We start from the raw sequence: 22,515 nt of genomic DNA, 5'->3' as shown, positions 1-22,515 counted from the left end.
GGTCTAGTCGGCGGGCAGCAGCCGCACGGCATCGCGCGGAATGGAAACGGCGGTGACTGGCTCGCGCTGATGGGTTTCGAGGCGGATCAGCCCGCCAGCCACCATGAGGTCGATTCGTCGGATCGGGCCGAGATAGCGATCCGCGGCAGCCTGGCCGGAGAAGCTCCCCGGGCCCTCTGCCATTCCGGCCGCGTCGACCGGCTCGACCCGCTCCGGACGAACGAAGACGATCACCGACTCGCCCGGCGAGCGGCCATGGGTCTCGCAGGCAAGCGGGCCGATCGCGGTCTCGACCAGGCCGGCCCCGGCGATCTTGCCCGGCCAGAGATTGGACTGGCCGACGAAGGACGCGACGCTGGCATTGACCGGCGTCTCGTAGAGTTCGCGCGGCGTGCCGAGCTGGATGAGGCGGCCCTCGCGCATCACGGCGACCTTGTCGGCGATCGACAGTGCTTCTTCCTGGTCGTGGGTGACGAGCAGGGTCGCGATGCCCGCGGAACGCTGGACCCGCAGGATCTCGTCACGCATCTCGACGCGCAGGCCGGCATCGAGCGCCGACAGCGGCTCGTCGAGGAGCAGTCCGCGCGGCTCGAACACCAAAGCGCGCGCCAGGGCGACACGCTGCTGCTGCCCACCCGAAAGCGCAGCCGGCAGATCGTCGGCGCGCATATCCATGCCGACACGGCGCAGCATCTCCACGGCCTGGGCGCGCCGCGCCTCCTTCTTCACGCCCCGCACCTTCAGGGGGTATGCGACGTTCTCCCAGAGCCGCATATGCGGAAACAGCGCATAGGACTGGAACACCACGCCGAGACGCCTCGCCTCGGGTGGAAGCGCGCTGACCTCCGCGCCCTCGATCAGGATGCGACCGCGATCCGGCTTCACGAAGCCGGCCAGCAATTTGAGGATCGTCGACTTTCCCGAGCCGGAGGCTCCGATAATGGCGAGCAACTCGCCGCGGCCGATTTCGAGTGAAATGTCGAAGACGCCGCTGCTCGCACCCGGATAGGTGAAGCTCACATTCTCGTATCTCAGCGTCATGCGACGGGTTCCGCCTTGCTGGAGCCGGCGAACCGGGCGGTCAGGCTGCTGGCGAGCGAGGCCAGGATCGCGAGGCTCAGGAGGACGATGGTGGCGGCGCAGGCAAAGCCCGTCGCGCCGTAGAAGGCCTGGAGCAACACCACCGGATAGGTGCGCGACAGGAAACCCGAGACCAGATTCGAAAGCTGGAACTCACCGATCGACAGGGCGGCGACCGTCAGCATCGCCGACATCAGGCTGGTGCCGAGCAGCGGCAGCGTGACGTCGCGCAGCCGGGCGGCGAACGAAGCGCCGAGCGTCGCGGCGGCGTGCTCGTATTCGTCGAGACGCAACTGCTCCATGTCGGCGACGAGCGCCGTCACGGTGTAGGGCAAGGTCAGGACGAGGTGGCCGGCCGCCAGCAGCCAGAAACTACCGAGCCAGGGCAGCGCGTCGGACGAGAAGACGAGAATGAAGCCGAAGGCCAGGACCAGCTCCGGGACGGCGACCGGCATCAGCGTGACCAGCCGCGCCGCGATGCGGACACCGCCGCGGGCACCTGCCTGAATGGCATAGGCGAGCGGTAGCCCGATCAGCAGATTGAGTGCGCAGGTGGTGCCGACGACCTGGAGGCTGGTAACGAAGGCGCGGCGAAAGCTCGGATCGCTCGCGACCTCGGCATACCAGCGGCCGGTCATGCCATTGGGGAGAAGCGTGTTGCTCCAGTTCTCGCCGAAGGATCCGAGCGCGAGCAGCAGCACCGGCGCCGCCAGGAAGATCAGATAGGCGATCGCGATCAAGGGCAAGGCCGCAACCTTTCATGGACTTCGGCGCTAGACGATCCAGTAGAGACCTGACGTAATAGATTTATGACACATGGAAGAAATCTTACAAGTTCCAGAGAATGCGATCCGCGATCCGCGCCAGTGCGGCCTCGGTGCTGTCCAGGCGCGGCACCCCGTCGACCACGGGCGCATCTGCGAGCGCCAGGACAAGGCGCTTGAATTGCAGGCCCAGCGCCATTTCCGACAGCGTTCCCACACCGCCGCCGATCGCCACCAGGACGAGGCAGCTGCGGGCGATGATCGCATTGCGGGCCGGCCCGATGCCGGTCGCGATCGGGATCGCGACATAGGGGTTCGCCGCCTGCCATTCCTCGTCGGGCAAGAGGCCGATCGGCAGGCCGCCACCAGCCGCATGCCCCTTGCAGGCCGCTTCCATCACGCCATTTTTGCCGCCGCAGAGCAGCTGCAGGCCATGCTGGGCCATGGCGAAGCCAAGCTCTTCGGCGAGTGCGCATTGATGCTGGGTTGCCTCCCGCGGCCCGATGATGCCGATCGGCACACGCCTCAGCGCTTGCGTCGTCGCGAGATGCCGGAGCGCTGCGGTCGCGCTGACGTCCACCGCACCGGCATGATCTGTGTCATCTGCTCGCCAGCTCAGCGTCGAAGGATCGAAGCGCCTGCCGTCTGCGATCAGGGCTCGGATATCTGGCAGCCACCGCAATCCTGTCGACATTCGCTTGCCCCTTTCGCTGCTCGGTTGCCAGCATTGATAACGCAAGCGTAAGATAGTTTACAGTGGAGACGGGTTTATGACCATTCAGGCGGAGCTGGCCGGGGAATTGACGCAGCGCCAGCTGGACATCGTCCGCATCGTCGGCGAGCAGGGCTATGCGACGATCGATGCGCTCGCCCATCGCTTCACGGTCTCGGCGCAGTCCATCCGCCGCGACATCATCCAGCTCGACCGCATGCGCCTGCTCCAGCGCTTCCATGGCGGCGCAGGTCCGAGCGAGACCACCGTCAGGCTGGGATATCTCGAGAAGAGCATCCGGGCCGCCGATGCGAAGGCACGGATCGGCAAGGCGGCTGCAGCGCTCGTCCCCGATGGCGCCTCGGTCTTCCTCGATGTCGGGACGACGGTCGAGGCGGTGGCGCGGGCCCTGCGCGGACGGGTCGGCCTGCGCGTCTTCACCTCGAGCCTTGCGGCCGCGACCATCCTCGCGGGCGAAAGCGAGCTTCAGCTCCACGTCTTCGCCGGCACCGCCCGCGGCGCCGATGGCTCGCTTGCAGGCGCTGCGACGATCGCCGGTATTTCGGCGATTCGTTTCGACCTCGCCTTTCTCGGCTTTTCCGGCTTTGACGACGACGGCACCCTCATGGATTTCGATCTCGAGAAGATCGCTGTGAAACAGGCTGCGCTGCGCCGGGCCGACACAGCGATCGCCGTCGGCGACCACTCGAAATTCGAGCGCCGGGCCATCGCCCATGTGGCGCCTTTGCGTCAGCTCGCGAGGCTGGTCAGCGATGCCCAGCCGCCGGCCGCGCTCACCGAGCAGATCTCAGCTGCAGGTCTCGACCTGCTGGTCGCCAACTGACGTTACGATCGACACCAGGGCGCAGGCGCCACAACGACAGAGGATGCCGCCCGCGCCAGGCAGGATGTGCCAGGCTGTGCGCTACCGCGCGAAGACCGACCAGCCCGTCGCCTCGGTCAGGCGTTCCAGCGCCAGCGTGCCGAGCAGGGAATTGCCGTTGGCGTTGAGGCCGGGCGACCAGACCGCGATTGCGGCCTTCCCAGGCGCAATCGCCAGGATGCCGCCGCCGACACCCGACTTGCCGGGCAGCCCGACCCGGAAGGCGAAGTCGCCGGAGGCGTCGTAATGGCCGCAGGTCAGCATCAGAGCGTTGATGCGCCGGGCCCGCTGCGCCGAGACCACTCGCGCGCCGCCTGGCGCATAGAACCCGCCATGCATCAGGAAGCGCCCAGCCATGGCGAGCTGGCGGCAACTCATGGCGATGGCGCATTGATGGAAATAGACGCCGAGCGTCAATTCCGGCGCATGAGTGATGTTGCCGAAGGCCTTCATGTAGTTGGCGAGCGCGATATTGCGGAAGCCGGTCGTCTGTTCGGCCCGTGCCACGGTTTCGTCGATGATGATGGTCTCGTCATCGGCGAGGTAGCGCATGAAGCGCAGCAGCTCGCCGATCGCAACGCGCGGCTCATGGCCGGCGAGATTGATGTCGGCGACGACGAGCGCGCCGGCATTGATGAAGGGATTGCGCGGCACGCCCTGCTCGCGTTCGAGCTGCACGATCGAGTTGAACGGCGTGCCCGAGGGTTCGCGCCCGACGCGGCGCCAGAGCGTATCACCGACCTTGCCGAGCGCCTGGGTCAGGGCGAAGACCTTCGAGACGCTCTGGATCGAGAAGGCTTCCTCGCTGTCGCCGGCGGCATGGATCTCGCCATCGGACGTCACGACACAGAGCCCGAACCGGCGCGGATCGATGCGGGCGAGCGGCGGGATATAGGTCGCGACCTGGCCGCGCTCTTCGGCGCCGCGCATCTCGTCGGCAATGTCGCGGACGAGCCGCCCGATATCCGTCACGCCCATGATCCCGGCTGTTGCACCTGTCAGGCAAGCCAGAGGCCGAGCGGAGGGTCAAGCCTCGCCGAACCACCCGACAGCGCTTTGCCCCCGTCATCGCGGCCTCGCAATGACCGAATGCGCTTCGAGCGGGCGACGGCTGCTAGCGAGGAGGCGCCTGGTTTTCGCTCCGGCGCCCCTGTACCGAGCCGATCAGGCTTTCAGATGAAGCGTCACAAGCACGGTGATCTCGGCCCCCTCCGGCAATGCCACGGCGACGCGCAGGAAATTGCCGAAATGACTGATGCGCTGGAACGTCACCGCGTCCTTCGCCGCCGGCAGCGCAAACTCCGAGCCCTCGGCGCACCAATGCAAGCCATCTGCGGAAATCTCGATCCGCGCCTTTGGCAGTGCTCCCTTCGGCTGCTTCAGCGCCCGCACGAAGACGATCGCCTCTTTGGCCCAGCCGGCCTCGTAGGGCTCGGTGGCGTTCTCTCCGGTCCAGCTCTCGTTGCGGGCGACGACGGCGGTGAGGTTCTCCGGCAGCATCAGAACTCTCCCGACAGGCAGACGGAATCGAGATAGGCGAAGGCGCGCTTGTCGGTGTCGGTCTCGGCGAAGAAGGCGAGGTTGAGCATGCACCACAGGTTCTTCATCGCGGGGATGCGGATGCAGTCGAAGCCGTCCATGGCGAAGACGCGGTCGTTGACCTGAAACCGTATCGCCTGCATCGCGGCGAGGTCGAAGTCGAAGCGCAGATAGTGCCAGTTCACCTTGGTCGGGATCTCGTTGTAGCAGAGCCGCTGCTCGCCGCCGGGCAGATCCTCCCAGTCGTCGGGCGCGAGGTGGTAGTGCGTGATCGTCTTGCCGGCCGTTCCGATCGGCTTGATCGGCGTCGTCCTGCGCTTGAACTGCCATTTCTGCAGGTGCTCGCCGTCCTGCGCGTTGAGGAAGCGCAAATGTGGCATGACGCGATCGCCCGGCCCTGATGTGTCGCCGATCTGGAGATCGTAGAGGAAGCCGAAGGAGCGGATATCGGTCTCCGAGAGCTGCAGCTCGCTCGCCTCGGGCTTGAAGGTGAAATAGGCTTCGAGACGGATCGGCCCCGGCTTTCGGAAGGTCAGGCGCTTGATCGCGACGTTTTGCGCCCCCTTCCTCGGCCGCGTCGCAATCTTCAGCGCATAGGAGCCGTCGACGCCGCCATGCGAGCCGAAATCCCAGTTCGGCAGGGTCGAGAGCATGGCGTGGCTGTGCTGGGCATAGCCCGGCAGCATCGCGTCGAGACTGTCCTCGTAATTGCCGACGAGCTGGGTCCAGCCGCACATGCCGCGGTCGAAATCATCGAGGCAGATGATGCGGGGCAGCGGATCGAAGCGGCTGAGCTGCGGGTCGGCCTCGCGGATGGCGTGGCGCAGGGCGTCGATGTCGGTCATGGCGATTACCCCTTCACCGCGCCGGCGGTCAGGCCCGCGACGAGATGCTTTTGCATGAGGATGACGAAGGCGAGCACCGGCACGAGCTGCACGGTCGAGGCGGCGAAGAGCACGCCCCATTCCACGCCTTCGACGGCGCCGATCATCTCGGAGATCACCAAAGGCGCGGTCTTGGCCTTGGTCGTGGTGAAGATGAAGGCGAAGAGGAACTCGTTCCAGGCGTAGACGATGACGAAGACCGAGACGGCGAGCATGCCCTGCGCCGCCATCGGCAGGATCACCTTGGCGATGATCTGCATCTGCGAGGCGCCGTCCATCATCGCGGCCTCGTCGAGCTCGCGCGGGATCTGGTCGATGAAGGTGCGCATCACCACCGTACCCAACGAGACGAAGAAGGTGGCGTAGAGCACGATCAGCACGACATGGGTGTCGTTGAGCCCGAGCCAGTTCACCACCGGAAACAGCGGCAGCGTGATCACGATCGGCGGGATCAGCCGGATGAAGATCAGGAAGAAGGCCGAGGCCTGCAGGCTCTTCGAGGCGAAGCGCGAATAGGCGAAGCCGGCGAGCAGCGAGACGCCGACCGCGAGTACCGTCGCACCGACCGTGACCAAAAAGCTGTTCCACAGCCCGAAGAAGAAGTCGCCCCAGCGGCTCCAGAGCGCCTGGTAGTTCGCCAGCGTCGGAGAAAAAGAGAGCGCGCCGGTGGTCGAGAAGATGTCGCGATCGGCCTTGAAGGACGACATGGCGATCAGGCCGATCGGCACCAGCGACCAGGCGACGATCGCGGCGACGCCGACGAGCTTCAGTAGATAACGCAGGAGCTTAGGCACGCGCGAACATCTCCCGGTAGAGCCGGCGCAGATAGAACAGCGCGAGCAGGAGCGAGGCGAGCACCAGCAGCCAGCCGGTGGCGGCGGCCGGGCCGAACGCGTTGTAGCGGAAGGCTTCGAGATAGAGATAAACCGCCATCACCTCGGTCGAGCGCGCGGGACCTCCGCCGGTCATCAGCCAGACCTCGGAGAACAGGCGGAAGGCGAAGATGTAGCGGAACAGCGCAGCGATCAGCAGCGCCGGCATCAGCAGCGGCAGCGTCACCCGGCGGAACGAGGTCCAGGGCGAGGCGCCGTCGATCGCCGCGGCCTCGTAGAGATCGCCGAGGATCGAGAGCCGGGCGGCATAAAGGATGATGAAGCTGAAGGGCAGGTGCAGCCAGATCGAGAGCAGGCTGACCATGGCGAGGCCATGGCTCGGGTTCACCGCCCATTCGATCGGCGGCAGGCCGAGCGACATCAGGAGCCGGCTCATCATCCCGACGTCCGGCTCGAACAGGAAGCGCCACATCACCACCGCCGAGACCTCGCTGACGGCATAGGGTGCGAGCACGATCGCCAGCAGCAGCGGCCGGAACGGCACGCCCGAGGCGAAGAACAGCGCCATGCCGAGCCCGAGCAGGAGCTCGACATGGACCACGACGGCGACGACGATCACCGTGTTGAGGAGCGCCTTCCAGAAATAGGGATCGCCCAGCACCTTGGCGTAGTTGGCGAAGCCGACGAAGCTCGCCGCCTGGCCGAAGGAGGACTGGTTGAGGCTGAGCCAGAAGACATAGATCGCCGGCAGGAAGATGATGCCGCCGATCATCAACTGGACCGGCGAGACCAGCGCGATCGCCGAGAGAGGGGTGCGGGCGCTCATCAGGCGATCCTGAAGCGCATGAGCGCGTCGCGGTCGATCTCGATTCCGAGCCCCGGCCCCTGCGGCACGGAAAGCTTGCCATCGATCAGCTGCGACCCTTCGCCGATGATCGGATGGGTGAAGGCGTCGCGCAGCGGGTTCTGGTAGACCATGCACTCGAAGGTGCGGAAGGTTTCTGCCGCGGCGGCGAGCTGCAGGCTCGCGGCAACGCAGATCGCGCCCGACCAGCCGACATGCGGGGCATAGGCCGTGTTGAAGGCGGCTGCGAGCTCGCAGATGCGCCAGGTCTCGCTGATCCCGCCCGAGCGCGTCACATCCGGCTGGATCAGCCCGAGCGAGCGATCCTGCAGCGAGATCAGCGCATCGCTCGCGACGAAATCGCTCTCGCCAGCCGCCAGCCTGATCGGCAGATGCTGGGCAAGCCGGCGATAGCCCTCACGATCTTGCGGCGCGATCGGTTCCTCGAAGAAGCCATAGCCGAGATCGGCGAGCGCCCGCCCGACGATAAGGGCATCGTCGACGTCATAGGCCCAGTTGGCATCGACATAGAGCGCGATGTCGTCGCCAGCGAGCTTGCGGACCAGCTTGGCGCGGGCGACCGCATCGCGCAGCGGCTGGCCGAGCTTGACCTTGATCTCGCGGAAACCCGCCTTCAGCACGGCCGCGATCTCTGCCTCGACTGTCGCATCGTCGAGCCAGTTGATCGAGGAGGCGTAGGCCGCGACCTCCTTGCGGCCCATGCCGCCGAGCAAACGGTGAATCGGCTGGTCGGACTGCTTGCCGGCGATATCCCAGAGCGCGATGTCGACCGCCGCGATCGCCTCGACGATCTGGCCGCCCGGGCGCCCGGACAGGGCGGCGCGCATCGCCTTCCAGAGCGCCCGCCGATCGGCCGCATCGCGTCCGAGCAGGCGCGGCGCCAGCGCTTCCTGGATGAAGCGGGCATAGCCGGCGGCGCCACGACGGCAGAGCCCTTCGCCGAAGCCGATAGTGCCGTCTTCAGTCTCGACCTCGACCACGACGATCTCGATCGCCGGATAGTCGCCCTGCGACGTCCGCTGGACCTTGGGCAGGGTCGCCCGCAGCGGATGCGCGGTGACCTTCGAGATGCGGCTGGCCGACATGAAGCGGTGTCCTTCGTCTGTTCAACTTATCTGATAGGTTGAACAGTTGCCAAGCTGAGCGGCATCTGTCAATGATCATCGAACGGAGGTGATCGATGAGCGATGCCGCTTCATCCTTGCTCGGTGGCGACGACCCATTCGCTGGCGGCGACGTCGTACCGATGCGGCTGGGCGACGCCGTGATCCAGCGCATCACCCAGGCGATCCAGGATGGCAGGCTGAAGCCGGGCGACGCCTTGCCGTCGGAGGCGCGGATCGCAGCCTCCTTCGGCGTCAGCAAACCGATCGCCCGCGAGGCGATCCGCCAGCTCGCGGCGATGGGGGTGGTGCATATCCAGCAGGGCAAGCCGACCCGGGTGCAGGCGCTCGACGCCGCCCCGCTCGACCGCTTCTATCGCTTTGCCGTGCGCGGCCGTGCCAATGGCCTGACCGAGGCGGTGGAACTGCGCCGCATCCTCGAGCCGCCGATCGCTGCCCATAGCGCCGCGCGTCGCTCGGCGCAGGATATCGAGAAGCTCGACCTGATCCTCGCCCGCATGGAGGATGCGCTCGGCCATGTGCCGCGCTGGATCGAGGCCGATCTCGATTTCCACGAGGCCATCGCGGCCTCCTCGGGCAACCGCCTGCTCGACTTCCAGATCAGGGGCCTGCGGCCGGTGATCCGCGAGGTCATGGAGATCTTCAATTCGCGCGGGAAGCGCACCAGGGACGACTGGCGCCGCACCTATGAGCGCCATGTCCGCGTCATCGAGGCGATTCGTGTCGGCGACCCGACTGCGGCGTTCGCCGCAATGAACAAGCACTTCGAAGCGGCTGAAGCCGCCATCGCGGAACTCGCGAACCATCGGGAGGACAGGCATGAGCACGGAGACAGGGCTGAACCGTAGGCAGTTCGGCGCCGGCATTCTCGGGCTGAGTTTCACGGCGCTGGGCGCCGGCGCGGCCCGCGCGCAGCAAGGCGGGCCGTTCAACGTCTTCGCCCATCGCGTCATGCAGACGGTTTCGACCGGGACGCAGGGCGGCGACATCACCAGGGACTGGGCCGCGAAGAACGGCGTCGGCCTCCAGTGGACGACCTTCGACACCGGCCCGCTGCAGGAGCGGCTCTTCCGCGAGGCGAGCCTCGGCGAGACCTCGGTCGATGCCGGCTTCGTCCTGAACACCCAGGTCGTGCCGCGCGCGGCAAACCTGTTCGAGCCGCTCGACGACTATCTCAAGCGCGATCCGCTCGAAGATGCCGGTGACATCTTCCCCGGCCTGATGCAGGGCATGACCGTCGGCGGCAAGCAGCTCGCCGTGCCGTTCCGCCATGCCTCCTCCGGCCTGCACTACAACGAGGAGATCCTGGCCGAGAAGGGCTTCTCCAAGCCGCCCGCGACGATCGAGGAGATGATCGAGATCGCCAGGGCTTGCAGCTATCGCCGCGCCGACGGCACGCAGGTCGTCGGCCTGTGCATGCCCGGCGTGACCTATCCCAATGTGATCGATCTCGCCCGCGCCTGGGATGGCGAGTTCATCACGCCCGACTTCAAATGCGCCGCTGATCAGCCGCCGATGCTGAACGCGATCCGGACGCTGCGCGAGCTCTTCCAGGCCAACGCCTTCCCGCGCAATTTCGCGACGCTCTCGCCCGAGGACGTCAATGTCTGGATGCAGCAGGGCCGGGCCGCGATGAGCTTGCAGAGCATGGGCCGCAACCGCATCTACAACGACCCGCAGAAATCGAAATTCTCCGGCAAGATCAAGACGATCGCGGTGCCGGCCTCGAAGACGCTGGCGGGCAAATACGAGGCCGCTCCGGCCAAGGTCGAGTTCTGGGGCATGGTCATCCCGAAGAACGCGAAGCGAAAAGACCTCGCCTGGAGCTTCATCAAGGCGATGACCTCGAAGGAGGCGACGCTGAAGGCCGCGCTCAACGGCAACGGACCGGTGCGCGCCTCGACCTATGCCGATCAGAGCTTTTCCGGAACCGTGCCCTATGCGGCCGAGGAGCTGAAGGTGCTGAAGGTGGCGCGCGTGCCGCTGCCGGCCTTCGACGAGGCGGCCCGCGCCGGTGACCTCTTCAAGGAAGAGGCGGAGGCGGCCGTGCTCGGCATGAAGACGCCGGAGGAGGCGATGGCCTCACTGGTCAAGCGCGTGCAGCCGCTGCTGCCGGCCTGACCGCAAGGCGGAACAAGCCCGGAGGAGATGCCATGACCTTCCCGATCTCGCGCCGCCGCTTCGGCGCTCTCGCAGGCGCGGCTATCGCCGCAACCGCCTTGCCCGGCCGCGCCTTTGCCCAAGCCAGGACGCTCACCGTTCTCGGCCATCGCGTCCACCAGACCGCCGCCACGACCGGGCCGGGCGGGGATGCCACCGAAGCCTTCCGCAAGGCGAGCGGGGCGAACCTGAACTGGGTCACCTTCGGCGACGTCAACGCCGTGCATGAGCGCCTGCTGCGCGAGGCCTCCCTGGCAGAGACTTCGATCGACGTCGCCTATCTGGTCAATGGCCGCGCCGTGCCGCGCAATCTCAAGCTGTTCGAGCCGCTCGACGCGTTCCTCAAGGACGCGCCGATCGAGGCTTTCGACGATTTCGCGCCTGGCCTGATCGGCCCGCTCAAGCTCGACGGCGCCCTGCACGGCATCCCGGTCCGCCACGCCACCAACGCGCTGATCTACAACGAGCCGCTGCTGGAGGAGCGCGGTATCAGCAAGCTCCCGACCACTTTCGAGGAGCTGATCGAGACCGCCCGCAAGCTCACCTTCAAGCGCGATGACGGCACGCAGGTCCATGGCCTCGCCTTCACCGCAGTCTTCGCCTCGAATTTCCTGACTTTTTCGCGCTGCCTCGGCGGCGACTACATGACCGCCGACGGCAAGCTCACCGCCAACGAGCCGGCCATGGTCAAGGCGCTGACCATCCTCGCCGATCTCTACAAGGCCGGCGTGCTGCCGCGGAATTTCGCCACGGTGAACAATGAGGAGATCACCACCTGGATGCAGCAGGGCCGCGCGGCGATGACGATCAACCCCTTCGCGCGCCTCGTCTCCTACAACGACCCGGCCAAGGGCAAATATGGCGGGCGCTTCAAGTCGCTGCTGCCGCCGATGGCGGCCAACCTCGCCGGCAAGATCGCCTTCGCGCCGACGGTCGAGTTCTGGTCGCTGATGATCCCGAAGAACGCCAAGCAGAAGCCGCTGAGCTGGGAGCTGATCCGCGCCTTGTCGTCGAAGGCCGGCACCACGGCGATGGCGCTCAACGGCAATGGGCCGACCCGGATCTCGACCTATGCCGACGACAAGCTGAAGGCGGCGATGCCCTACGCGGCCGACGAGGCCGCGGCGCTGAAGGCATCGCGCATCCATCTGCCCGCTTTCGACGAGCAGGCCCGCGCCCATGACATCTTCGTCGAGGAAACGCAGGCCGCGGTGCTCGGCCGCAAGCTCCCGCAGCAGGCAATGGACGACGCGGTCGCGCGCGTGAAGCCGCTGCTTGGCTGATGGCGGGAGAGCTTTCGGGGCGCATCGCCCTCGTCACCGGCGCAGCGCGCGGCATCGGCCTGGCGATCGCGACCCGGCTCGCCGAGGCCGGCACGCATGCGATCATTCATGACAGGGACGAAGCCGCCGCGACTGCGACGGCGACCGATCTGCGGACGAGAGGCCTCGCGGCATCGCCCTTGATCGCCGATCTTGCGGAGGCGACGGCCCCCTTAGCCATGGCGGCGGAGCTGGCGGCGAACGGCACCGAGCCCGACATCCTCGTGCTTTGCGCCTCCGTCGAAACCCTGCAGACCTGGGACATGGTTTCGGAAGCCGCGATGGCTGCGCAAACCGAGATCAACCTCCACGCCACGCTGCGGCTGCTGCAGGCCTTCCTGCCGGGCATGCTGGCGCGCCGCTTCGGCCGGGTGATCGCGATCGGCAGCGTGCAGGAGGCGCGCCCCAATCCGACGCATTTCTATTACGCGGCGACCAAGGCGGCGCAGACCAACATGATCCTCAATCTGGCGCGAACCCTGCGCGCCCCAGACGTCACCTGCAACGTCATCCAGCCCGGCGCGATCCTGACCGATCGCAATCGCGCCGTCCTGGCTCAGCCCGGGCGGGAAGAGCAGGTGCTCGCCCGCATCCCGCTCGGCCGACTCGGCTGCGCCGACGACTGCGCGGGGGCAGCCCTGCTGCTCTGCTCCCTGGAGGGCGCCTACATCAACGGTGCCGAGATCGCGGTGGATGGCGGGATGAGGCTCTGATACCCGTCCCGCGCTTTCGGGCTCCGGTCCCGATCAACCTTCAGCGCTTGCGCCCGCGATCCTCGGCCAGCAGCTCCTTCCGCGCCTTGGCCATGACCTTGCGCGCCTCGTCATCGACCACGGGGAACTGCGGATCGAGCTTTTCCAGCCGGTCGACGATCGTCGCCGCGACGATCAGCCGGGTGAACCATTTGTTGTCGGCGGGAACGACATGCCAGGGCGCGTGCTTGGTCGCGGTCTCGGCGATCGCGTCCTGATAGGCGTCTTGATAGTCGTCCCAGTGCTTGCGCTCGGCGAGGTCGCCCGCATCGAACTTCCAGTGCTTGTCGGCTTCGTCGATCCGCGACAGAAGGCGCCGGCGCTGCTCATCCTTCGACAGGTTGAGGAAGAACTTCAGGACCACCGTGCCGTTGCGGGCCAGATGCTTCTCGAAATCGCGGATGCTCTCGAAGCGGTCGCGCCAGACATGCTTGCCGATCAGCTTGGGCGGCAGGCCCTGCTTGCACAGCAGCTCCTCATGCACGCGGACGACCAGTACCTCCTCGTAATAGGAGCGGTTGAAGATGCCGATCTCACCACGCTCCGGCAGCGCGCAGGTAGTCCGCCAGAGGAAGTCGTGGCGCAGCTCCAGCGAGCTCGGCGCCTTGAACGAGGTGACCTCGCAGCCCTGCGGATTGACCCCGGACATGACGTGCTCGATCGTCCCGTCCTTGCCGGCGGTGTCGATCGCCTGCAGCACGATCAGCACCGACCAGCGCTTTTCCGCGAACAGCCGCTCTTGCAGATCGCGCAGGCGCTTGACGCCGGTCTGCAGGAGGTCGCTCGCACCGTTCTTGTCGAGAGTGAGGCCGCAGGTCTCGCCGGGGTCGAAACGCTTCAGCTTGAAATCGTCGCCATCCGTGACCCTGAAGCGCTTGACCATCTCATCCGGCAGCATGCCTGGCGTCTCCTCGCTGTAAGACCGTATCCCAATCTGTCGTCCTATCGCGGATTGTCCAGCCTTGCCGCGCGATCAGACGATCAGCTCCGCCACCGGCAGCCGTGCCTTGCCCCCTGGGGGCGAGCCCGCAGGCAACCCGAGCCGGAAGACATTGACCAGGCGGCGGCCGGCCGGGACGCTATGTCGTTCAACCAGTTGCCGGTTGCTCGCCGGCCAGTCGGCCAGCACCGAGACCGGGCAGGCGGCGAGCCCCTGCGCGGTCAGCATCAGCCAGGCGCGATAGAAGGCACGCCCGGTCGCGAGCGGGTCCTCGCCTTCGGGCCGATGAAAGAGCGCGACGGCGCTGTTCGCGAACTTGCCCCGCTCGCTGACAAGCGTCGCAGCAAGGCCGAACCGACGCAACGCCGGGAACAGTGGGCCGAGCACCAGCCGCGTGCCGAACGCCACCACACCCGGCATCGCCATCGCCTCGGCGTTGAGCCCGTCGCGCTGGTAAGCTGGGTGGGATCGCGACAGCCGCATCCAGCGCAGCAATTCAGCACGGTGGGCGTCGTCGCATAGGAAATGGAAACCCGCTTCATCGGCGAGCCGCGCGATCGCGTCAATGCTGTCCGCGCCGCGGACCAGCTGCACATTGCCGGCCATGGCGGAAAACCTGGAGAGCGCTGCCTCGCCTGCCTGATCGAATGGCCGGAAGCCCCCGCGCCAGCTCGCCCGCGCGGAGACGACATCCGCCAGCCCATCAAGCTCGTCGCCCGACGCAATGGTGATGCGCGCGATCGGCTGCAAGCCGTCCGACACAGTGACGTCGGTCAGCGGCTCGACCTGTGCGATCTGCAGCCCATGCCGGCCCAACGCAAGCGACAGCCCCTCGATCGCCGCCCCATGCGAGAGCCGAACATCGTGCCCCGAGGGATCGGCTGCCGGCAGGCGCCGCGAAATGTCCCCCAGCAGGAGCAGCGTATCGCGCCCGACCGGCCGCCAGCGCGTCGGCTGGATGTTGTGGACGCTGGGAGCGAGGCGAACCTCGGCGAGCAGCTCTTCGAGCAAGGCGCGGTCAAGCATGGTCGTCAGCCCCGCAGGCTCTTGGCGAAGAGGTGTAGCCGATGCAGCGGCTTGGCGCCCGCTTTCTCCGCCTGCCTGAGGCTCGGCCCGTTGACGTCGGCGATCCAGGTGCCGCCGAGCTCGTCATAGCCGGCCGCCTTGAGCGCCCCCGTCACCTTGTAGAGCATGGCGCCGTTGAGCCCGCGATTATGGAAGGCGCGGCTGACCGACTGGTAGACGATGACGGCGCGCCGGTTGGTCCAGCGATGCCAGAGGAACCGAAAAGGGAAGCTCGCGCCGATCCGCCCGCCGGTCGCCTTCACCAGCGGGTTGAGATCGGGAATCGCGATGATCGCCCCGACCGGCTCGCCCCTATGGTGCACCACCGTCGAGATGCGCTTGTCGATCACCCACATCATGTCGCCGGCCTGGAAGCGGTATTCCTCGGCGGTCGGCGGCACGAACATCGGGTTGGCCTCGAAGCCGTCATTGAGGATGAGGCGCGATTCTTCCAGCCGTTCGCCGAAATGCCGGCGATCGATCGGCATCCAGCGAAAATCGGGATCGGCGAGGATCGCCTTTTGCTTGTCGCCAAGCAGTCCGGAGGGATCGACATCGGCGAGCGCAATCCGGAAGGTCGTCATCGGGAAGGTCGGCGCGTAGCCGTTCGCCTCGAGCAGCCGCGCGATGTGTGGCGGGCTGAAAAGCATGTCGGTGAAGGGGGCGTTGTCGAAGCCGCTGGTGACGACGCCGGCCTGCTGCATCGCGGTCAGGTTGAAGTTGCCGACGAGCTCCGCCATGCCGCGCTCGCGCGCCCATATCTCGGCGGCACCGAGCAGGGCCGAGGCGATCTCGGCATCGTCGGCGCAGTCGAAATAGCCGAACTGGGCCCGGGCCGTGCCATGGCGCGCATTCGAAGCGTCGTGGATCGCAGCGACGATGCGCCCGAGCGGTCGCCCCTCCCTCAGGGCCGTGAACAGCTCGAAGCGGCCATGCCCGTCCCTGACCAGCGGATTGCGCGCGGGATCGAGCATGCGGTCGAAATCGGACCACATCGGCGGCACATAGGGACTGTCGGCCGGATAAACCTGCGCGGTGACTGCGAAGGCGGCCTTGCGGTCGTTGCTGGTGATCTCGATCATGCCAGGACCTTGCTCGGTGCGCTCGCCAAAAGCCGGCGCACCAGCACCAGCGCCGTCTCGGTCGCGGGATCGGCCGAGACCACCGGAACGGTGACCAGCAGCAGATCGAGCGGCTCCTCGCCGAGCACGAGCAGATGGCTGGCGGAATGGGCCGCCATCAAGGCCGCGAGCCGTTCGGCGACCGGATCGGCCGGCGGCCAGGGCCAGCTCCGGCCGGAGGCGTGGAGCACGCCGATCTCGCGCAGTGCCGGCTTCAGGATGGCCGGGTCGTAATCGGCGAGCTCCGCCTCACCGAGCCGGCGGGCGTTGCTGAACAGCGGATGCCCGGCGAGCTGGGCGATCAGCGCCTCCCGCGTCTCGGCGCGCGACCGGGCGAGCGAGCCGAGGACGCCGGGCGCCGCCGCATCGAAGGAACTCGACAGCGCATCGACCGAAAGCGCGATCGCGAGCACGCCGGCGAGCATCACGGCGCAGAGCCTGACGCCGTGGGCGAGATCGGCACCGGGCGTGACATAGGCGGCAGCCACGCCGAGCAGGAGCGCGGCAAGGACGCGTAAGCCCAGCAAGACGAAGCCTTGCCGCCGCGTCGGCGCAGCGCCACCGGTCACGAGCACGATCGAGACCAGCAGCAATGCCCCGACACCACCGAGCCGGACCGGCATGTCCGGCATCAGCCCGCGGAAATCGCTGAGCGCGAAAGGCAGGATCAGGAAGGCGCAGAGGCCGAGCCGCCAGACGCCGGTATTTTCGGCTTCGGTCAGCGAGGCCGGATCGCGCTGGAATAGCAGCAGCCCGCAAAAGGCGACCGTCAGGACCTGAAAGCCGGCCAGCGCCAGATCGTAGGCCCAGGGATGATCGGCGAAACCGATAAGGCTGCCGAGCACGAGCACGCTCGAGCCGGTGAGCACGGCGATCTTGCCGGCACGCGGCGCGTGCCGGCGCAGCATGCCCTCGGTGACGATCAGCGCCCCCAGCGGGAACAGTGCGGCGCAGGACAGCGCCAGCCGCTCCAGCAGGACGCTGCCGCTCCACCAGCTCAGGCCGCGCAGCAGGAAGAGCGCGGCGACGAGCCCCATCGCCACGAGGAAACGGGTCGTCAGCGCCCCGCGCGGATCGCGCCGGCGCAGGGTCAGCATGGCGACGCCGAGCCCTAGCGCGCCGCAGATGTCGACGATGGAATCGGCGACCAAAGCAGGGTTGGCGAAGCCGCCGTTCATGGCCCGGCCACCATCTTGGCCAGCGCCCGCACCACGAACGGTTTCAACAGCGCCGCGACCGCCCCCGGCAGGGGCCGCTCGACCGCCGGTCGGTAAGGGTTGAAGAACCAGCCGCGGCAATCGGTGCCGGTGCGCCTGCCCAGCACAAGCGCGATCGCCTCATAGGCCATCATCATGCCGGTGGTGATCACCATCGGCGCGAAGGACATGCGGCTGCGCCGCCCCGCGGCGACCTCGCCGGCGATGGCGAGGTCGACATGATATCGCGAGCGCGAATGCAGCATGACATGCGTCACCTCGCACAGCATCGCCGCGCGCTTGTCGTCGTCGCTAAGCGTGCGCCAGTCCTTGCCGAGGGTCGGGAAGCCGAGCCGCTCCTCCGGACGCGGATCCTCCGGCCGGACCACGATCACCGAGGGGAGCGGGGCCATATAGGCGTCGATCACGCTGGCCCCCGCCGCCTTCGCCGTGCGGTAGAGATGCAGGCCCGCGGCGATGTCGTCCATGCCGTTGACGATCACCTTGCAGCGCCCCGCGATCTCCGGCAGGCACTCCGCCCATTTCGCGCCGAGCACGTCGATCTCGATCTGCGGATTGATCGCGCGCGCGGCTTCCGCGGCCGCCTCGGCCTTGGGCCGCCCGACCGTGCCGGCATTGGCGAAGACCTGCCGGTTCAGGTTCGAGACCTCGAAGACGTCGATATCGGCGATGACGAAACGGCCGATCCCGGCCCGGGCCAACGCCATGAAGGCTGCCCCACCCATGCCGCCGACGCCGCAGACGAAAATCGTCGCCTGCCGCAGCCGCGCCTGCTCAGCCTCGCTGACGAAGCCGATATTGCGGGTGGTGAAGAGCTCGTAGCTGAATCCGGCAATCATGGCTTCGTCCTCGCGGCGCGTGGACGCAATGTGCCGAAACGCCTGGTGTCGTCGAGCCAGTGCAGCAAGGGCAGCAGCAGTCTCTGCAGCAACAGGAAGGCCGAAGCCCCGATCAGCCCAGGGAGCGAGGCACGCGGTACCTGTCCGAGCAGGTAGCGCCGCGCCGCCGCCAGATCCATGCGGCCGAGCTGGAGCACGTCGTCACCGCGCTCGTAGTTCAGCATCTCCCGGCAAAAATCATTGTATCTGAGCTCACGATGCTGGGCCGCCTGCGCGAAACCTTTCTTCAGATCGTCCGAGCCACCGGTATAGGCGTCGGTGATGACCGAGCGGGTCTCTTCGTAGCCGGCCTCCTCCCCCACGCCGAAGACATGGCGGTGCCCGCGCATGATCTGCCGGGCGAGCGTGAGATGCGCGAAGCTCTGGCGGCTGCCGGCATCGGGCGAAGGGTAGACGTCGGAGAAGGTCTCGCAGACCATGCCGACCACGCTCGGCACCTGCGTCACGTTCGATATCCAGCGCGGCCGCAAACCCCCGCGCACGAACAGCACCAGCACGGTCAGGCCATAGAGCACCCAGGACAAACCGCGCCCGCGCACATCGGGATCGACCATGACGAGGCCGAGATGCGTGACCTGCTCCGGCTCGCCGTTCAGCGAGAGCTGCATCTGCGCCAGGGCGTTGAAGGCGACCGGCTTACCCGTCGCCGTCTCGCTGATCAGCGTGACGATGCTCTGGCTCAGGCGCTCGCGCTCGCCGGAGAAGACGCCATAGGTCAGCGCGCCCTGCGCCAGCGTCCGCCCCGCCACGGTGCGGAGCTGCTCGACCAGCGCCGCAAGCTCGGCATCGTCCAGCACCACGCCGGGCCGCTCGACGATCCGCGTCGTCAGACCGGGCGCGGTCGCGAGCGAGAGGTCGAGCGTCGGCCGCCGCAGCGTCTTGAGCCAGAAGCCGAGCATCAGGCCACCACCGCGGCAGGGGCCTGGGTGCGCTCCTTCACCAGCCGGGAGATGCCGGCGAAGTCGAGCTTGCCGGAACCGAGCACCGGCACGGCCGGCACCACCATCACCTCGGCAGGGATCATCAGATCGGCGGCGCCCTTGCTCTTGGCGAAGGCCTGGAAGGCGGCGCGCGTCGCATCCTTCTGCTGCGTCACCAGCACCAGCCGCTCGCCCTTGCGGGCATCGGGCAAGCTGGCGACGCCGGAGAGCACGCCCGGCCAGCATTCGGCGGCGAGCGCCTCGACCGCGGCGAGCGAGACCATCTCGCCGGCGATCTTGGCAAAGCGCTTGGCGCGGCCCTTGATGGTGACGAAGCCGTCCTTGTCGATCACGACGATGTCGCCGGTGTCGTGCCAGCCCTCAGGCGGCGGCTCGAGCACGCCGGGATTCTCCGACTTGAGATAGCCCAGCATGATGTTCGGCCCGCTGACATGCAGCCGCCCGCCCTCCTCCACGCCCGGCATCGGCTCGAGCCTGGCTTCCATGCCCGGCATGATCCGGCCGACCGTGCCGAAGCGGTTGAACATCGGCGTGTTCAGCGCCAGCACCGGCGCGGTCTCGGTCACGCCATAGCCTTCGAGGATGCGCAGGCCGAACTTCTCGGCATAGGTCCGCCGCGTCGTATCCTTCACCGGCTCGGCGCCGGCCACGATGTAGCGCAGCGAGCGCAGGTCGTAGGGGTGCGCGGCGCGGGCATAGCCGGTGAGGAAGGTGTCGGTGCCGAACAGGATGGTGGCGTTGCAGCCATAGACCAGCTCTGGCACCATCCGGTAGTGCAGCGGCGACGGGTAGAGATAGACCGGCACGCCCGAGACCAGCGGCAGGACGAGCCCCGCCGTCAGGCCGAAGGAGTGGAACACCGGCAGCACGTTGAAGACCTTGTCGCGCCGGCCGAAATCGATGCGCGCCGCCGCCTGCGCCGCATTGGCCAGCATGTTCCGGTGCGAGAGCACCACGCCCTTGGGCGCCCCCTCCGAACCCGAGGTGAACAGGATCGCGGCGCGATCCGAGCCCTTGGCCTCCTCGATCGGGGTGCCGTGGCGCCAGAGTGCCTTGAGCTTGTCGCCGGTCGAGACGGTGGCACGCACGTCTTCCAGATAGACGATGCGGACATCGCCCTGCAGCGCCTCGATCAATGGCCCCATTCGGCCCTTCTCGACGAAGGCGCGCGAGGTGACGATGGTCTTCACCTGCGCCGCCTTGCAGGCCGCGGCGATATTGCTGGCGCCGGCGGTGAAGTTGATCATCGCCGGCACGCGCGCCGCCGACATCAGGCCGAGCAGCGTCACCGCCGCACCATTGGCGTTGGGCAGCATCACGCCGATCGCCTCGCCCTTGCCAGCCAGCGGCATCAGCTTGCGGCCGAGCACCTCGGCGCCGATCAGCAGGCGCTTGTAGGTCAGGCTTCCGGTGATCGGGTCCTCGACCGCGACGCGGCCCTTGCCGTTGACCACAGCCGCTTCCGCCACCGCCAAAAAGACGCTGCGGTCGATATCGGTGGTCTTGAAGATCAGGTCGGACATGATCTGGTAGAGCGCCGCGCCCGCCGCCTGGCGGCGCGGCTTGCCCTTCAGCTCCTCCGGGACGGTCAGCGAGACCGGCTCCAGCACGGTGACGTGCACCTTGGGGAACCAGCGCCGGCGCACCTGCTCGCGGGTCAGGCGCGAAAAGATCGTCGCCTCCAGCCCCTCGATACGCACCGGCACGACCTTGGCGCCCGACTTCTCGGCGATCATGCCGACGCCGTCATAGACCTTCATCAGACTGCCGGTGACGGTGAGGCGCCCTTCCGGGAAGATCACCAGGCTCTCGCCGTTCTTGACGGCGTTGATCAGCGAGCGCGTCGCCAGCGGCCGCGCCGGATCGAGCGGCATGGCGCGGGTCAGCTTCAGGAAGGGCTTCACCCACCAGCGCTGGGCGATGCCGTGGTCGATGGCGAAGACCGGCTCCTTGTCGAGGATCGAGAGCGCCAGCGCCGCATCGAGGAAGGAGACGTGGTTCAGCGCGATGATCGCATTGTCGCCGGCCTTGGCGATGTTCTCGCGGCCGCTGACCTCGACCCGGTAGAAGGCGCGGAACAGGATCGAGAGAAAGTCGCTGAGCGGATTGGTCGGCAGCGTCCGCAGGATCCAAACGGACGCCGCGATGGTCAGCACGCCGATCAGCAGGAAGAGATGGCTGAGCGTCAGCCCCGCCGCCTGCAGCAGCGCGACCACCACGGCCCCGGCAACCATGAAGGCGGCCGAGAGCACGTTGACGGCGGCGACGATGCGGGCGCGCTTGTCGGCCGGGGCCCAGGCTTGCGCCGCGGCGAAGGACGGCACGACGAAGACGCCTCCGGCGATGGCGAGGCCGGCGAGATCGATACCGACGCGCCAGGCGGAGGAACCGGCGAAGAACGCGCCGATATCCTGCGCCGGCTGATGCGCGACGATGCCCGAGACCGCCCAGCCGAGATCGAGCGCGAACAGGCCCATCACCACGCCGGCGACCGGCACCGGCAGCAGCACGATGCGCCCGCTCGACAGGAAGGAGCCGATGCCGGAGCCGACCGCGATCGCGATGGCGAAGATGCCGAGATAGGTCGAGACGACCATCTCGGTGCCGCCCATGCCGTTCTTCACCAGTGAGGGCAGGAGCGACATCACCACCGCGCCGATCAGCCAGAACAGCGAGACCATGACGCCGGTGCGCCAGAGCCGAGCATCGCCCCACAGATCCCTGAGCAGGTCGCGGGTCGAGCGCAGGATGTTGCGGTCGACAACGAGATCGGGTGCCGCCGGCCCGGTCTTCGGGATGAACAGCGTCGCGACCCAGCAGGCCAGCGCGAAGACCAGGATCAGCAGGCTGAGTTGCGCGGCATCGCCCCCTTCGCGCGCTGTCAGGCCGCCGGCGATCGTGCCGAGCAGGATTGCGATGAAGGTCGCGCCCTCGATCAGGGCGTTGCCGGCAGGCAACTCCTCAGGCTTCAGATGGTCGGGCAGGATGCCGTATTTGATCGGCCCGAACAGCGCCGCGATCACCCCGAACAGGCCAAGCGCGACGAACAGCACCGGCACGGAATGCAAGGTGAAGCCGAGGACCGCGACCGCTGCCGCGCCGATCTCGGCGAGCTTCAGCCGCTGCGCCATCACCGCCTTGTCGAAGCGGTCGGCCATCTGGCCGCCTAACCCTGAGAGCAGGAAGAAGGGCGCGATGAAGAGTCCGCCCGCCAGGGTCACCAGCGCTTCGCCATGCGAGCCGGCGAGCTTGTAGAGAATGATGAAGACCAGCGCGTTCTTGAGAAAGTTGTCGTTGAAGGCGGAGAAGAACTGCGCCCAGAACAGCGGGGCGAAGCGCCGCTTCAGCATCAATGTGTCGATCATGGCGATCTCACGGGAAGGGATGGTGAGGTTGCATCGGCCGGGCTTTAGC

At 67.3% G+C, this 22,515-nt stretch carries 21 protein-coding genes; 5 read left to right on the top strand and 16 right to left on the bottom strand.

The window, feature by feature from the left end; all coding sequences use genetic code 11:
- Positions 1-3: 3 nt before the first annotated feature.
- From BMZ69_RS10805 to BMZ69_RS10795, 3 genes are all read right to left on the bottom strand, one after another.
- The gene (locus BMZ69_RS10805; protein WP_092156636.1) at positions 4-1,041 is read right to left on the bottom strand and encodes an ABC transporter ATP-binding protein; all 1,038 of its coding nucleotides are present in this window, start codon (positions 1,039-1,041) and stop codon (positions 4-6) included.
- Positions 1,038-1,826: an ABC transporter permease gene (locus BMZ69_RS10800; protein WP_092156635.1), complete on the bottom strand. Its 789-nt coding sequence runs from the start codon at positions 1,824-1,826 to the stop codon at positions 1,038-1,040. The genes BMZ69_RS10805 and BMZ69_RS10800 overlap by 4 nt, the downstream gene beginning before the upstream one ends.
- Positions 1,827-1,908: 82 nt before the next feature.
- Positions 1,909-2,424 carry a TIGR00725 family protein gene (locus BMZ69_RS10795; protein WP_244543307.1) on the bottom strand — a complete coding sequence of 172 codons (516 nt, stop codon included), beginning with the start codon at positions 2,422-2,424 and terminating at the stop codon, positions 1,909-1,911.
- A gap of 190 nt (positions 2,425-2,614) precedes the next feature.
- Here BMZ69_RS10795 and BMZ69_RS10790 point away from each other — a divergent pair, with 190 nt between their 5' ends.
- Entirely contained in the window at positions 2,615-3,400 is a 786-nt protein-coding gene (locus BMZ69_RS10790) for a DeoR/GlpR family DNA-binding transcription regulator (RefSeq protein ID WP_092156633.1), read from the top strand.
- A gap of 81 nt (positions 3,401-3,481) precedes the next feature.
- Here the strand turns inward: BMZ69_RS10790 and BMZ69_RS10785 are convergent, their stop codons facing one another.
- The 6 genes from BMZ69_RS10785 to BMZ69_RS10760 form a co-directional block, all read right to left on the bottom strand.
- Positions 3,482-4,417, bottom strand: coding sequence for a glutaminase (locus tag BMZ69_RS10785; RefSeq protein WP_092156632.1), 936 nt, complete (start codon positions 4,415-4,417; stop codon positions 3,482-3,484).
- 186 nt (positions 4,418-4,603) lie between these two features.
- Positions 4,604-4,939: a hypothetical protein gene (locus BMZ69_RS10780; RefSeq protein ID WP_092156631.1), complete on the bottom strand. Its 336-nt coding sequence runs from the start codon at positions 4,937-4,939 to the stop codon at positions 4,604-4,606.
- The gene (locus BMZ69_RS10775) at positions 4,939-5,823 is read right to left on the bottom strand and encodes a DUF6772 family protein (RefSeq protein WP_175506754.1); all 885 of its coding nucleotides are present in this window, start codon (positions 5,821-5,823) and stop codon (positions 4,939-4,941) included. The genes BMZ69_RS10780 and BMZ69_RS10775 overlap by 1 nt, the downstream gene beginning before the upstream one ends.
- Positions 5,824-5,828: 5 nt before the next feature.
- Positions 5,829-6,656, bottom strand: coding sequence for a carbohydrate ABC transporter permease (locus tag BMZ69_RS10770; protein WP_244543306.1), 828 nt, complete (start codon positions 6,654-6,656; stop codon positions 5,829-5,831).
- Positions 6,649-7,521 carry a carbohydrate ABC transporter permease gene (locus BMZ69_RS10765; RefSeq protein ID WP_092156630.1) on the bottom strand — a complete coding sequence of 291 codons (873 nt, stop codon included), beginning with the start codon at positions 7,519-7,521 and terminating at the stop codon, positions 6,649-6,651. The genes BMZ69_RS10770 and BMZ69_RS10765 overlap by 8 nt, the downstream gene beginning before the upstream one ends.
- On the bottom strand, positions 7,521-8,645 hold the full coding sequence (locus tag BMZ69_RS10760; RefSeq protein ID WP_092156629.1) for a mandelate racemase/muconate lactonizing enzyme family protein: 1,125 nt from the start codon (positions 8,643-8,645) through the stop codon (positions 7,521-7,523). The genes BMZ69_RS10765 and BMZ69_RS10760 overlap by 1 nt, the downstream gene beginning before the upstream one ends.
- 95 nt (positions 8,646-8,740) lie before the next feature.
- Between BMZ69_RS10760 and BMZ69_RS10755 the strand changes: the two genes are divergently transcribed.
- Genes BMZ69_RS10755 through BMZ69_RS10740 form a run of 4 tightly spaced genes read left to right on the top strand, consistent with a single transcriptional unit; the run spans position 8,741 to position 12,879 of the window.
- Positions 8,741-9,532 carry a FadR/GntR family transcriptional regulator gene (locus tag BMZ69_RS10755; protein WP_092156628.1) on the top strand — a complete coding sequence of 264 codons (792 nt, stop codon included), beginning with the start codon at positions 8,741-8,743 and terminating at the stop codon, positions 9,530-9,532.
- On the top strand, positions 9,504-10,805 hold the full coding sequence (locus BMZ69_RS10750; protein WP_092156627.1) for an ABC transporter substrate-binding protein: 1,302 nt from the start codon (positions 9,504-9,506) through the stop codon (positions 10,803-10,805). The genes BMZ69_RS10755 and BMZ69_RS10750 overlap by 29 nt, the downstream gene beginning before the upstream one ends.
- Before the next feature lie 32 nt (positions 10,806-10,837).
- Complete coding sequence (locus BMZ69_RS10745) at positions 10,838-12,127, top strand: ABC transporter substrate-binding protein (RefSeq protein WP_092156626.1); 1,290 nt, start codon at positions 10,838-10,840, stop codon at positions 12,125-12,127.
- On the top strand, positions 12,127-12,879 hold the full coding sequence (locus tag BMZ69_RS10740; RefSeq protein ID WP_092156625.1) for an SDR family NAD(P)-dependent oxidoreductase: 753 nt from the start codon (positions 12,127-12,129) through the stop codon (positions 12,877-12,879). The genes BMZ69_RS10745 and BMZ69_RS10740 overlap by 1 nt, the downstream gene beginning before the upstream one ends.
- A 40-nt stretch (positions 12,880-12,919) precedes the next feature.
- Here BMZ69_RS10740 and BMZ69_RS10735 read toward each other — a convergent pair whose 3' ends face one another.
- The 7 genes from BMZ69_RS10735 to BMZ69_RS10705 all read right to left on the bottom strand — a co-directional run bounded on the left by BMZ69_RS10735 (position 12,920) and on the right by BMZ69_RS10705 (position 22,466).
- A complete protein-coding gene (locus BMZ69_RS10735) occupies positions 12,920-13,816 on the bottom strand; it encodes a polyphosphate kinase 2 family protein (RefSeq protein ID WP_092156624.1) in 897 nt (298 codons plus the stop codon).
- A gap of 75 nt (positions 13,817-13,891) precedes the next feature.
- On the bottom strand, positions 13,892-14,884 hold the full coding sequence (locus tag BMZ69_RS10730; RefSeq protein WP_092156623.1) for a hypothetical protein: 993 nt from the start codon (positions 14,882-14,884) through the stop codon (positions 13,892-13,894).
- Positions 14,885-14,889: 5 nt separating this feature from the next.
- Positions 14,890-16,005: a GNAT family N-acetyltransferase gene (locus BMZ69_RS10725; protein WP_092156622.1), complete on the bottom strand. Its 1,116-nt coding sequence runs from the start codon at positions 16,003-16,005 to the stop codon at positions 14,890-14,892.
- Positions 16,002-17,222: a hypothetical protein gene (locus tag BMZ69_RS10720; RefSeq protein WP_092156621.1), complete on the bottom strand. Its 1,221-nt coding sequence runs from the start codon at positions 17,220-17,222 to the stop codon at positions 16,002-16,004. Before BMZ69_RS10720 ends, BMZ69_RS10725 begins: the two co-directional genes overlap by 4 nt.
- Positions 17,219-18,100 (bottom strand): ThiF family adenylyltransferase, encoded by an 882-nt coding sequence (locus BMZ69_RS10715; RefSeq protein ID WP_092156620.1) that lies wholly within the window; start codon positions 18,098-18,100, stop codon positions 17,219-17,221. Before BMZ69_RS10715 ends, BMZ69_RS10720 begins: the two co-directional genes overlap by 4 nt.
- Positions 18,097-19,059, bottom strand: coding sequence for a hypothetical protein (locus BMZ69_RS10710; protein WP_092156619.1), 963 nt, complete (start codon positions 19,057-19,059; stop codon positions 18,097-18,099). Before BMZ69_RS10710 ends, BMZ69_RS10715 begins: the two co-directional genes overlap by 4 nt.
- Complete coding sequence (locus BMZ69_RS10705) at positions 19,059-22,466, bottom strand: acyl-[ACP]--phospholipid O-acyltransferase (RefSeq protein ID WP_092156618.1); 3,408 nt, start codon at positions 22,464-22,466, stop codon at positions 19,059-19,061. Before BMZ69_RS10705 ends, BMZ69_RS10710 begins: the two co-directional genes overlap by 1 nt.
- Positions 22,467-22,515: the final 49 nt, after the last annotated feature.

The organism is Allobosea sp. CRIB-10 (assembly GCF_900112185.1).
Lineage (GTDB): Bacteria > Pseudomonadota > Alphaproteobacteria > Rhizobiales > Beijerinckiaceae > Allobosea.
Note: the sequence above shows the minus strand (reverse complement) of the source record. Positions and strands in the feature narration are given on the sequence as shown.